Annotated in this window: 13 protein-coding genes and 1 pseudogene; 6 read left to right on the forward strand and 8 right to left on the reverse strand. The window is 75.1% G+C overall.

What is annotated here, in order from left to right:
- Positions 1 to 35 precede the first annotated feature (35 nt).
- A complete protein-coding gene (locus tag B5D80_RS00405; protein WP_088641713.1) occupies positions 36 to 461 on the reverse strand; it encodes a hypothetical protein in 426 nt (141 codons plus the stop codon).
- Between the two features lie 2 nt (positions 462 to 463).
- Positions 464 to 1,261, reverse strand: a complete 798-nt coding sequence (locus tag B5D80_RS00410; RefSeq protein WP_088641714.1) for a GNAT family N-acetyltransferase — start codon at positions 1,259 to 1,261, stop codon at positions 464 to 466.
- A gap of 11 nt (positions 1,262 to 1,272) precedes the next feature.
- Here B5D80_RS00410 and B5D80_RS00415 point away from each other — a divergent pair, with 11 nt between their 5' ends.
- The 3 genes and pseudogenes from B5D80_RS00415 to B5D80_RS00425 form a co-directional block, all read left to right on the forward strand.
- Positions 1,273 to 1,695 (forward strand): YidH family protein, encoded by a 423-nt coding sequence (locus B5D80_RS00415; RefSeq protein ID WP_425437130.1) that lies wholly within the window; start codon positions 1,273 to 1,275, stop codon positions 1,693 to 1,695.
- Positions 1,692 to 2,018, forward strand: a complete 327-nt coding sequence (locus B5D80_RS00420; RefSeq protein WP_088641716.1) for a DUF202 domain-containing protein — start codon at positions 1,692 to 1,694, stop codon at positions 2,016 to 2,018. The genes B5D80_RS00415 and B5D80_RS00420 overlap by 4 nt, the downstream gene beginning before the upstream one ends.
- A gap of 27 nt (positions 2,019 to 2,045) precedes the next feature.
- Positions 2,046 to 2,405, forward strand: a pseudogene (locus tag B5D80_RS00425) (PLD nuclease N-terminal domain-containing protein); the annotation flags it as partial.
- A 141-nt stretch (positions 2,406 to 2,546) separates the two neighbouring features.
- Here B5D80_RS00425 and B5D80_RS00430 read toward each other — a convergent pair.
- The 4 genes from B5D80_RS00430 to B5D80_RS00445 form a co-directional block, all read right to left on the reverse strand.
- Entirely contained in the window at positions 2,547 to 3,365 is an 819-nt protein-coding gene (locus tag B5D80_RS00430; RefSeq protein ID WP_088641718.1) for an ABC transporter permease, read from the reverse strand.
- Positions 3,362 to 4,327 (reverse strand): ATP-binding cassette domain-containing protein, encoded by a 966-nt coding sequence (locus B5D80_RS00435; RefSeq protein ID WP_088641719.1) that lies wholly within the window; start codon positions 4,325 to 4,327, stop codon positions 3,362 to 3,364. The genes B5D80_RS00430 and B5D80_RS00435 overlap by 4 nt, the downstream gene beginning before the upstream one ends.
- A 145-nt stretch (positions 4,328 to 4,472) precedes the next feature.
- Entirely contained in the window at positions 4,473 to 6,095 is a 1,623-nt protein-coding gene (locus B5D80_RS00440) for an acetolactate synthase (RefSeq protein ID WP_088641720.1), read from the reverse strand.
- A 139-nt stretch (positions 6,096 to 6,234) separates the two neighbouring features.
- Positions 6,235 to 7,008, reverse strand: a complete 774-nt coding sequence (locus B5D80_RS00445) for an enoyl-CoA hydratase-related protein (protein WP_088641721.1) — start codon at positions 7,006 to 7,008, stop codon at positions 6,235 to 6,237.
- Positions 7,009 to 7,108: 100 nt separating this feature from the next.
- On the opposite strand from B5D80_RS00445, the gene B5D80_RS00450 reads away from it, so the two are divergent.
- Positions 7,109 to 7,657, forward strand: a complete 549-nt coding sequence (locus tag B5D80_RS00450; protein WP_088641722.1) for a DUF6232 family protein — start codon at positions 7,109 to 7,111, stop codon at positions 7,655 to 7,657.
- A 134-nt stretch (positions 7,658 to 7,791) separates the two neighbouring features.
- Positions 7,792 to 8,274, forward strand: a complete 483-nt coding sequence (locus B5D80_RS00455; protein ID WP_088641723.1) for a DUF6232 family protein — start codon at positions 7,792 to 7,794, stop codon at positions 8,272 to 8,274.
- Between the two features lie 49 nt (positions 8,275 to 8,323).
- Here the strand turns inward: B5D80_RS00455 and B5D80_RS00460 are convergent, their stop codons facing one another.
- Complete coding sequence (locus B5D80_RS00460; RefSeq protein ID WP_088641724.1) at positions 8,324 to 9,865, reverse strand: dienelactone hydrolase family protein; 1,542 nt, start codon at positions 9,863 to 9,865, stop codon at positions 8,324 to 8,326.
- 72 nt (positions 9,866 to 9,937) lie between these two features.
- On the opposite strand from B5D80_RS00460, the gene B5D80_RS00465 reads away from it, so the two are divergent.
- Positions 9,938 to 10,666: a hypothetical protein gene (locus tag B5D80_RS00465; protein ID WP_088641725.1), complete on the forward strand. Its 729-nt coding sequence runs from the start codon at positions 9,938 to 9,940 to the stop codon at positions 10,664 to 10,666.
- 8 nt (positions 10,667 to 10,674) lie between these two features.
- Here B5D80_RS00465 and B5D80_RS00470 read toward each other — a convergent pair whose 3' ends face one another.
- Positions 10,675 to 11,580, reverse strand: coding sequence for a ribokinase (locus B5D80_RS00470; RefSeq protein WP_088641726.1), 906 nt, complete (start codon positions 11,578 to 11,580; stop codon positions 10,675 to 10,677).
- Positions 11,581 to 11,742 lie beyond the last annotated feature (162 nt).

Here is an 11,742-nt window from a genome sequence, read left to right on the forward strand (position 1 = left end):
CTGCGGCCTGGCCCCGGGCCGACGCCCGGCCGGCGTCAGGCCGGACCCGCGGGGTCGGCCGAGTCGGCCAGGGCGGTCCTGATCCGGGTGATCGCGTCCTGTTCGGCCGGGGTCACCCCCCGGTGCGCGCGGGCCACCTCCGCCGCGGCGGTCAACACCAGCTCGCGGTACGCCGACACGTCGGCCGGGGACTTCTCCCGCAGGATGTCCACCGCCCGCGCCAGCGCCGGCAGCACCACCGACTCGACGTCCAGGGCCGAGTCCCGGGGCAGCCGGGGCAGCCCACCGGCACTGAGCGCCTCCTTCACCAACCCGCTCGCCCCGGCGAACGCCCCGGACGCGGCGAAGCTCTCCCGGATCATCGCGAACACCCCCGGGTCGGCGTTCGACACCAGGAAGACCGCGCCGAACGCGCCAGTCTTGAGGACCTGCTGCTCGTCGTCCGTCAGCCGCTGCTCCATGATCACGGAGTGTAGACGTACGGGGTGGTCGTGGTGACCGGGACGAAGCCGAGTCGCTCCAGGATGGGCCGGCTGTCCTCCGAGGCGTCCACCTGCAACAACGTCTTGCCGCGCTGGTCGGCCAGGCGGGCCCGGTAGACCACCAGCGCCCGGTAGACGCCCCGGCGTCGCCACTGCGCCAGCGTCGAGCCGCCCCACAGGCTGGCGAAGCCGGTGCCGTTGAGATAGCGCACCCAGCCGGCGCTGACCACCGTCTCCCCCGCCTCGGCCACCACCACGGTGATCGACTGCGGGTCCGCCTCGATCTCCCGCAGCAGGCCGGTGACCAGGTGGGAACGGTCCTCGCCCCAGACCTCCTCCTCCATCGCCGCGATCCGCTCCAGGTCGTCGAGGCCGGTGACCTCACGCAGCCGTACCCCGTCGGGGGGCACCGGGACGGCGGCGGCCAGCGGCGCGACCGGCCCGATCAGGACGGTCTCCCGCTCCTCCGGGACGAAGCCGGCGGCGCGCAGCCGGTCCGGCAGGTCGGCGGGCTCGTCGTGGGTGTTGTGTTTCCACTCCACCGACTCGCCGCGCTGCCGGAACAACTCGACCTGGCGGGCGATCAGCGCGTCCAACTCCGGCCCGGCCAGCCCGTCCAGGGTGCGGTAGGTGAGGAAACCGCCGTGGTCCAGACCCAGGATCCGCACCAGCGGCCCGTCGTGTTCGACTGTCACGCCGGCCGGGACCGGGTCGGGGATCTCCGGCCGGAGCTGCCGGTCGTAGGTGTCGCGCAGGGTGGTGGCATCAAGATCGGTCATCGGTCCAGGCTATGCCGGCGGCAAAGCGGATAATCGGCGTCGTGTGGCAGGCGATCAGACGGTGGTTCGACCCGTCGGACCTCGACTCCGTGGGCAGCACCCCCGACTACCGGTTCTCGCTGGCCAACGAACGCACCTTCCTGGCCTGGCTGCGCACCGGGCTGGCGCTGATCGCCGGTGGCCTGGCCGCCGCCCAGTTCCTGCCGCCGCTGCCGCTGCGGCACCTGCGGGAGGCGATCGCGGTGACGCTGCTGCTGCTCGGCGGCACCGTCGCCGTCCGGGCGGTGGACCACTGGTCGCGCACCGAGCAGGCCATCCGGCTCGGGCGACGACTGCCGGCCTCCCGGTTCCCGGCCGTGCTCGCCCTGATCGTGGCGGTGGGCGCGCTGCTGCTCGTGGTGGCCGTCCTGGCCCGTGGGGTGAGCGACAGGTGAGCGGGCTCCCGGCGGACGGCACGGGCGGACGCGACCCCGGCCTGCAACCCGAACGCACCCGGCTGGCCTGGCGGCGCACCGGGTTGGCGTACACGGTGGTGGCGGTGCTGGCGGTCCGGCTGGCGCTCACCGGCGACGTCGCCGGGGCGCTGCTCGCCGGGGCCACCGTGCTGGCCTGGTGGGCGACGCTGGTGGTGGGCTGGGGGCGGGCCACCGGCCGCCGGCAGTCCCGCCTCGACGCGCGGGCCGTCCCGCTGGTGGCGCTCGGCACCGCCGGCCTGGCGCTGCTGTGCGTGTCTCTCGTGCTGCGCGGGGTGTGGTGACGCGCACGGCTGAGCCATGATGGGTGCATGGCCCGGCTCTATGTGCTGTTGTTCCTGCTCCAGGTGGTGCTCGCCGCCTGCGCGCTGATCAGTTGCCTCTCCGCCGAGGACGGGACGGTCCGGGGCCTGCCCCGGTTCGCCTGGGTGGTGGTCATCCTGTTCTTCCCGCTGGTCGGCTCGATCGCCTGGTTCCTCGCCGGCCGCCCGGTCACCGAGGGTGACCGCCGCCGGGGCTGGCCGTCGGCCGGCCGGCGGCCCGTCGCGCCCGACGACGATCCCGAGTTCCTCAAGTCGATCGACGAACGCGTCCGCCGCGACGACAACGCCCTCTTCCAGCGGTGGGAGGAGGACCTGCGCGGCCGGGAGGACGACCCGCGCCGCCGCGACGACGGCCCGTCCCCCGACGGCACCGCACCCCCGGCCGGCCCGGCGTCGGCCGACCGCACGCCGCCCCGGGAGGATGCCGCTCCCCGGGACGGCGAGCGGCCCCGCGACGGCGAGCGGCCCGAACTCTGACGGCGGCCGGGATCACACCCGCCGGCGCAGGCCCCGCACCGCGAGCGGGGCGAAGACGGCGGCGATGGCCGCCGCCCAGAGCAGCGACTGGAGCACCGGCGCGGCGACCGGCCCGCCGACCAGCAGCCCCCGCAGCGCGTTCGCCAGGATGGTCACCGGGTTCACCTCGACCCAGTGCTGCAACCAGGACGGCATGGTCTCGGTCGGCACGAAGGCGTTGCTGGTGAAGCTCAGCGGGAAGATCACCGTGAAGCCGAAGATCTGCACCTTGTCCGGCTCGCTGACCAGCACCCCGACCAGCACCGACATCCAGGCCGCGGCGAGCGAGAAGACCAGCAGCAGGGCGAACGCGCCGAGCAGGCCGAACACCCCGTTGCCGAGCCGGAAGCCGAGGATCATCCCGACGCCGAGCAGCAGGGTCAACGACCACGCCTGCTTGACCGTGTCGGCGACGATCCGGCCGGCGAGCGGGGACCAGCGGGCCACCGGCAGCGACCGGAGCCTGTCGAACACGCCCTTGGTCAGATCCTGGTTGAGACCGAACCCGGTGGTCATCGTGGCGAAGAAGGCGTTCTGCACGATGATGCCCGGCAACGCGAAGGTCAGGTACTCCCCCGGGCTGCCGGAGATCGCCCCACCGAAGACGTACGTGAAGAGCAGCACGAACATCACCGGTTGGATGCTCAGGTCGAGCAGTTCCATCGGGTTGTGCTTGATCTGCACCAGGCTGCGCCAGGCCAGCGTGCCGGTGTGCCGCAGGCCGGCGGTCGGGCCGAGCCGGCGGGCCGGAGTGGCGGGGGCCGACGGGGCGGCGACGGTGGCGGCGGTCATGCCGGGCTCCCTTCCAGGGCTGGGGTCTCGTCCTCGGCCCGGTGGCCGGTGAGGGAGAGGAACACCTCGTCGAGGCTGGACCCGCGCAGGGCCAGCTCGGCGACGTACACCTCGGCGTCGTCGAGCCGGCGGACCACGGCGGGCAGCGCGCCCGGGCCGTTGACCGGCGCGCTGACCGTGGTCTGGGTGACCTCCGGGTCGACCCCGGTCACCTCGCCGACGACGGCGAGCACGGTGGGCAGGTCGGCGGCCTCGACCGGCCGGACGGTCAGCACCTGGCCGCCGGTCTTGGCCTTCAGCTCCTCCGGGGTGCCCTGGGCGATGACCCGCCCGTGGTCGACCACGGCGATCTCGTCGGCCAACTGGTCGGCCTCCTCCAGGTACTGCGTCGTCAGCAGCACGGTCACCCCCTCGGCGACCAGCCCCCGGACGATGTCCCACAGGTCGTTGCGGCTGCGCGGGTCGAGGCCGGTGGTCGGCTCGTCGAGGAAGAGCACCTGCGGCCGGCCGACGAGACTGGCCGCCAGGTCGAGCCGGCGGCGCATGCCCCCCGAGTAGGTCTTGGCGGCCCGGCCGGCGGCGTCGGTGAGCTGGAACCCGGCCAGCAGCTCGGCCGCCCGGTCCCGGGCGTCCCGCCGGGACAGGCCCAGCAGCCGGCCGATGAGCAGCAGGTTCTCGGTGCCGGTCAGGTTCTCGTCGACCGAGGCGTACTGGCCGGTGAGGCCGATCAGCTGGCGTACCCGGTGGGCGTCGCGGCGGACGTCGTACCCGCCGACGGTGGCGTGCCCCTCGTCGGCGGCGAGCAGGGTGGCGAGCACCCGTACCGCGGTGGTCTTGCCGGCGCCGTTGGGGCCGAGCAGACCGAAGACCGTGCCGGCCGGGACCGCCAGGTCGACCCCGGCCAGGGCGGTGGTGTCGCCGAACCGGCGCACCAGCCCCTCGGCGCGGATGGCGTATGTCATCAGAACTCCCGTCGTTATCGCTGGATCGTCCAACGATGGGCGAGGGGTCTGACGTTACGTGCGTCGCCACTGACATTCCGCCGGTTTATCCGCACGGCAGAACCCGACCACCGCCGGGTCCGGCGGCGGTCGCGGGCCGCGCTGGTCAGGCCAGGTTGGACGACCGCGGGTACGCGTCGGCCGGGTCGGTGAGCACGTTGACCAGGTACGGCACCCCGGCGTCGAACGCCCGCCCCAGGGCCGGACGGAGGTCGGCGGCCTTCGCCACCGTCTCCCCGGCGCCGCCGAGCGCCTCGACCACCCTGTCGTAGCGCAGTTCGGGCTGGAGGTCGGCGGCGACGTCGTAGCCGTACATGGCCCGCATCGGGTGCTTCTCCAGCCCCCAGATGCCGTTGTTGCCGACCACGATCACCACCGGCAGCCGCTGCCGGACCAGCGACTCCACGTCCATCAGCGAGAAGCCGGCCGCGCCGTCGCCCATCAGCACGCAGACCTGCCGGTCGGGGTGGCTGACCCGGGCCCCCATCGCGTAGCCCATCCCGGTGCCCAGGCAGCCGTACGGGCCGGGGTCGAGCCAGGTGCCGGGCTGCGACGGCTCCAGGTAGCGCCCGGCGTACGAGACGAAGTCGCCGCCGTCGCCGATGGTGATCGCGTCCGGGGCGAGGGCCCGGCGCAGCTCGCCGTAGACCCGGGCGGGGCGGATCGGGTCGGTGTCGGCGGCCATCTCGGCGGCGTCGCGCGCCCGTGCCGCGTCCTCGGCGGTCCGCAGCCGCTCGATCCAGTCGGCGTGGTCGGCCCGGTCGCCGGTGTGGTCGGCGAACGCGGACAGGATCAGCCGCAGGTCACCGGCGGGGCTGGCGGCCGGCTGGACGTGCCCGGCCCGCTGGGTGGGGGCGTCGACGACGTGCACCACCGCCGCGTCGCCGAAGTCGCCGAAGCTGAGCCGGAAGTCCAGCGGGGTGCCGACGACGACCACCACGTCCGCGTCGCCGAGCGCGACCCGGCGGGCCTTGGCGAAGGCGAGCGGGTGTTCCGGCGGGAGCGCGCCGCGTCCCATGCCGTTGGTGAAGACCGGCACCTGCAACGCCTCGGCGGCCTCGCGGAGCGCGGCGACGGCGTCCCCGGCGTACACGTCGGAGCCGGCGATGATCACCGGGCGGGCGGCGGCGGCGATCAACCGGGCGGCCTTCGTCACCTCGTCCGGGTCGGGTTCGACCGGCGCGACGGGTGTCGGGGCGGGCAGGTCGGCGTCGCCGACGGAGAAGATCGCCTCCAGCGGGAAGTCGAGGAAGACCGGGCCCCGGTGCGGGGTGAGCGCGGTGGTCAGCGCGGCGGAGACCGCGCGGGGGATGTCGTCGGCGGTGAACACCGTCTCGGCGTGCTTGGTGACCGGGGCGACCAGCGGCAGGTGGTCCATCTCCTGGAGGCTGCCGGAACCCCAGCGGAACTGCGGGGCCCGCCCGCCCAGCACCAGCACCGGCGAGGCGTTGAAGAAGGCGCTGGTCAGGCCGGAGATGCCGTTGGTGACGCCGGGGCCGGCGGTGAGCACGGCGAGGCCGGGGCGGCGCTGGAGCTTGGCCACCGCCTCGGCGGCGAAGACGGCGGACTGTTCGTGCCGGACGTCGTAGAGCGGGAAGCCGGAGGTGTGGGCGGCGTCGTAGAGCGGGAAGACGTGGCCGCCGGAGAGGGTGAACATCTCCCGTACGCCGTGCGCCCGCAGTGCCGCCAGCGCCAGCGCTCCGCCGTGACCCTCGACCCGTTCCGTCATCGCCGCTCCCCTCGTCCATGACCGGAGTCACACGCTACTGGCCGGTATCCAGGATGTGAACAGTTCTCGGCACGGTGCCGGGGGCGGGACGGTGGCCCGCCCCGGGGCCGCCGGATCGCGGTCCCGGGGCGGGGGCGGGTCAGCGGCCGGTGAAGTCGGGCTTGCGCTTCTCGACGAAGGCGGCCATCCCCTCGCGGCGGTCGTCGGTGGCGAAGAGTCCGGCGAAGAGCTGGCTCTCCCAGGCCAGCCCGGAGCCGAGATCCATGTCCAGCCCGGCGTCGACCGCCAGCTTCGCCGCCCGCAACGCCTGCACCGGCCCGGTCAGGTACGGGCGCACCAGCGCGACGGCGGTGTCGTACACCTCGGCCGCCGGGGCGACCCGGTCGGCCAGCCCGATCCGCAGCGCCTCCGCCGCGTCCACCATCCGGCCGGACATGATCAGATCCTTGGCGCGGGCCGGACCGACCAGCCGGGCCAGTCGCTGGGTGCCGCCCGCACCGGGGATGACCCCGAGCTTGATCTCCGGCTGGCCGAGCTTGGCGTCCTCGGCCACCACCCGCCAGTCGCAGGCCAGCGCCAGCTCGCAGCCGCCGCCGAGGGCGTACCCGGTGATCGCGGCGACCACCGGCTTGGGGATCCGGGCGAGCGCACCGACGGCGCTGGACAGGTCGGCGGCCCGCCCGGCCATGTCCACGTAGGACATGTCGGCCATCTCCTTGATGTCCGCACCGGCGGCGAAGACCTTCTCCCCGCCGTACACGATGACGGCGCGGACGGCCTGGTCGGCGGCGGCGGCCGTGGCGGCGGCCCGCAGCTCCTCCTGGACCTGCTTGTTGAGCGCGTTCATCGGTGGCCGCTCCAGCCGGATGGTGCCGATGCCGTCCCTGGTCTCCAGCCGCACGAACTCGCTCACGCTGCCCTCACTTCCTCGTCGAAGTCGCGTGCCAACCTTACGACCCGGGTCGTTGGGGTACGTAGTCTGGTGTTCGCCCCCCGCGCTCGGGAGTCCAGCGATGATCACGTACTACGACGACCGGTCGGTGCAGGTCACCTCCGCCGCCATCCGGGTCGACGGCCGGGCCTTTCCGCTGGCCGAGATCGGCCTGGTCTGGCACCGCCGGGGCAGCCGCTCCTGGCGGGTGCTGGCCGGGCGGGGCGCGGTCGGGGCCGCCCTCGCGGGTCCGCTGGTGGCCGCGGCGATCGGCGTCGCGGTGGCGGTACGGCTGCACCGCTCCCCCACCGTCACGCTCGCCATCGTGGGGGCGTCGGTGCTGGTCGGGCTGGCCGTCGGGCCGGTCGCCGATTGCCTCTTCGACGCCCTGGACCGCTCCTACGACCGGGGCAGCCGGCAGCGTGAGCTGTGGGTGCGCTGGCAGGGGCGGCCGGTGCTGCTGCTGAGCACCGGCGACGCGCTGCGCTTCGGCCGGATCTACCGGGCGGTGCAGCGGGCGATGGAGAATGCCGCCCCGCCCCGCCGGCCCGGCGGGTCACCGGCGCGGGCGACGGGGCCGACCGCGACCGGCCCGGCCGGGCAGGGGCCGAGGACGGGCGGTAGGCGGTGACCGCCCCGGGCGGGTCCGCAGACTGAGTCGGGGCACAGGACGGGACCGTGCGTCGGCCGCCGCCCGGTGCGCCGGGTGCGCGATCCGTCGGCCACACAGCGGCACCGGTCGCCTGCTAACGGTTAGGGTTAGTGATGACCCTCTATTACCGGGACGACACGGTGCAGGTGACCTCCGAGTCGATCCGGGCCGGTGGGCAGGTCGTACGGATCGCCGACGTCGCGTACGTCTGGCACGCGCGCGGGGCCACCACGCTGGCCGTCCGGTCCCGCATCCTCGGGCGCGGGGTGCTGGTGCTGCTGCTCTCGCTGCCCCCGCTGATCGCGCTGATCTGTGTGGTCTCGCTGGTCTGGTCGGCGCAGGACCGGGGCGAGTGGAAACCGGCCCTGCTCGTCCTGGCCGCCTGCGGCGTCGGGGTGCTCGCCCTGCTGCCCTTCCTGGAGCTGCCGCTCGGCTGGCTGGACCGGTCCTACGAACGCGGCAACAAGGTCAACGAACTGTGGGTGCAGCACCTGGGGCAGGAGGTGATGCTGCTGCGTACCCCCGACGCGCTGCGGTTCGGGCAGATCTACCGCGCCGTCCAGCGCGCCGTCGAGCAGCAGGGCGAACCCCGGTGACATCGGTCCGCCCCGACCGGGCGGTCGCCCCCGCCTCCGCGGCCGCGGGTCAGCTCAGCGGCAGCGCGGTGGCGACCGGCCAGGCCACCAGGACCGCACCCACCACCGCCGGCGCCCAGCGGGGCGCACCGGCCCGCCGCAGCACCGCCGCCCAGGCGGCCTGCCACCCGAGCAGCACCACGAACAGCGGCACCACCAGCAGCACGAAACCGGGGGCCAAGCCCACCACCGCCGCCCCGCCCAGCGCCGGCACGGCGAGCGCGCCGACCGCCGCGTACCGCCAACTCCGCCCCCGCGTGAACAGCTCCGCGCCGGCCAGGAACACCAGGCAGCCGACCGTCACCACCGGCAGCAGCCACCACCGCGCGCCCACCGGCAGCGCCCAGGTGAGGCCGAGATGGATCGGCACGGCGACGGCGACCCCGGCGTACCCGGTCAGCAGCAGGGCCGCGACCACCGGCCGCAGCGGCGTACGCCCGCCGGTGGCCGGGACTGGCCCGCCGGCCGCGGCCGGCGCGGCGGGGGTGGGGCCGGCGGCGGACAGGCGCAGCGGCCAGTGCCGTGCGGCGGCCAGCAGGACGCCGGTGACCAGCAGGAAGCCGGTGAGGTAGCCACCGACCGCGAGCGGCAGCCGGGTGGTCGGCAGCACCGGGGCGAGCAGCACCCCCAGGCCGGTGACGGCCGTCGCCACCACCAGCACGACGGGTGCCGGCACGTCGGGTGCCGGCCCGACGCGCCGCCCGCGACGGCCGGTCAGCAGGGCCGCCAGCGGCACGAAGCCGAGCCCGAACCCGAGCAGCAGCAACGCCGCCGGGACCAGCCGGGCGGCCGGGCGCGGTGCCGCACCGTCGACGCCGACCCACGCGGCGACCTCACGGTGGGTACGGCCGGCGAAGAGCACCGAGATGTGTTCGACGCCGGGGACGACCACCACCCGTCGCCCGTCGCCCCGGCGGGCGGTCGCCTCGGCGGTGGCCCGGAAGGCGGGGAACTCCAGGCCGCCGACGATCAGCAGCAGCCGTTGCGGCCGGGCGTCGGGCAGGTCACCGCCGTCGGGCAGCGAGATCGCGACGGTGCCGGCGATGTCGGGGTGGCCGGCGGCGTACCGGGTCACCGCCCCCGCGCCCATCGAGTGTCCGACCAGGACGATCCGCGTCGGATCGACGTCGGGCCGGCCCCGCAGGTAGGCGACGGCGACCGCCAGGTCGTGTGTCAGGGTGCCGCGGGACGCCGTGTCGTCACTGCCCGCCCCGGGCAGCCCGGCCGGGTTGCCGCCGTGCCCGGCGAAGTCGAGCAGCAGCGCGACCGCGCCCTGCCGGGCGACCGTGTCGGCGAGCGGACGCATCAACCGGGCCGAGCCGGCGAAGCCGTGCGCGATCACCACCCCCGGCCGGCGCACCGCGCCCGCCCCGTCGTCGGCGGCCCGTACCAGGGTCAGCGGCACCCCGTCGGCGGTGACCTGCCGGGTGGTCAGGCCGGCGTCCGCCCGCAGCAGCCCGTAGCCACCGAGGAGCAGGGCGAGCACGGCGAGGACCGTCAGCGCCGCGCGGCCCCGACCGGCCGGCGTCTCGCCGGGGGGACGGAGCGACATGCGGGCACCCTACCGCCCGTCCGGGACCGTCCCGGCGGGCGGCGCTGGCCGACCCGACGCACACTGGGTGACATGGCCATCCCCCTGCCCCGACCGGCCGACGTCGTCGGTCTCACCCGCTCCGCCCTCGACCAGGCGTTCGGTTCGGCCGCCTCGTTCGCCGCCGTGCCGACCCGCGCCTTCTCCGTGCTCGACGGGGTGGAGGCGCTGCTGACCCGGATCAACGGGGTGGTGGACCGGATCGAGGGCAGCCTGGACCGCACGGACCGGGTGCTCACCGACGCCGAGGAGGCGGTGCGCGAGGTGGCGGTGATCAGCGCGGCGGCGACCACGACCGTCACCCGGGCCACCGAGGTCGCCGACGCGGCGGCCGGGGTGGTGGCCGGGGCCGGGCAGGTGTCCCGGGCGGCCGGCGAGGTGGTCGCCGAGGCCGGGGCGGTGGCCGACCGGGCCGCCGGCACGGTGGCCACCGCGGAGGGCGCCGCCACCGTCGCGGCCGAGCTGATGGGTGCGTACGAGCCGGCGTTGCGGCGGGGCGCGCCGATGGCGAACCGGTTCGTGGCCGAGCTGAGCCACGAGGAAGTGGCTGCGGCGATCCGGCTCGTCGACGAACTGCCGAAGCTCAAGGAGCACCTGACCTCGGACGTGCTGCCGATCCTGGCCACCCTCGACCGGGTCGGCCCGGACCTGCACGACCTGCTCGACGTGACCCGTGACCTCAAGCTCGCCGTCGCCGGCATCCCCGGCCTGGGCATGTTGCGCCGCCGGGGTGAACGGCTCAGCGACGACCCGGCCGGCTGAGCCGCCGGTCAGGCACCGGCGGCCGGGGCGTAGAGGGCGTCGATCTCGGCACGCTCGGGCAGCGCCACCGACGCACCGAGCCGCCTGACGCACGCCGCACCGGCCGCCGCCGCCCAGCGCACCGCGTCGACCACCGTCCGGCCCTCACCCCAGGCCACGGCCAGGGCACCGGTGAACGCGTCCCCGGCGGCGGTCGTGTCGACCACGTCCACCGCGACGGCGGGCACGTGCACGGCGGGGGCGTCCCGCTCGACGTACCAGGCGCCCCCGCCGCCGAGGGTGAGCACCGCCCGGGGCACCAGCGCCAGCAGCGCCCCCGGGTCGTCCCGCCCCCGGCCGGTGAGCAGCTGCGCCTCGGTCTCGTTGACCACCAGCAGGTCCACCGCCGCCAGCAGCTCGGCGGGCACCTGCCGGGCCGGCGCGGCGTTGAGGATCATCCGGGTGCCGGCGGCACGGGCGGCCAGCGCCGCCTCGGTCACCGTCTCGACCGGGATCTCCAACTGGGCGACCAGCACGTCCGCCCCGCGTACGGCGTCCAGTTCGGCGTCGGTGAGGGCGGTGAAGGCGGCGTTCGCGCCGGGGGTGACCAGGATGGCGTTCTCCCCGGCCGCGTTGACCATCACCAGCGCCACCCCGGACGCCCCGTAGACCACCCGCAGGTGGGTGGCGTCCACCTGGGCGGCGGTGATCCTGGCCCGCAGGGTGACACCGAACGAGTCGGAGCCGAGCGCGCCGAGGAAGGTGCAGGCGGCACCGGCGCGGGCGGCGGCGATGGCCTGGTTGGCGCCCTTGCCCCCGGGCACCATCACGAAGTGGCTGCCGAGCACGGTCTCCCCCGGCCGGGGCAGTGTCGGGCCGGCCCCGACCACGTCCATGTTGGCGCTGCCCACCACGACGATCCGGCTCTGCCGCACTCCACCTCCCACCGACACCACAACCTCCCCACCGCCCCGCCACCCACAACCACGACGAGTCTAAATCCCCACCCCGCCCCGCCCATCCCGTCGATCATGGACTTGTGGTGGCCGCAAAAGGGGCACGGGAGGGTCTTTCCCCCACCACAATTCCTTGATCGA

Origin of the sequence: Micromonospora wenchangensis (genome assembly GCF_002210435.1) — a bacterium.
Lineage (GTDB): Bacteria > Actinomycetota > Actinomycetes > Mycobacteriales > Micromonosporaceae > Micromonospora > Micromonospora wenchangensis.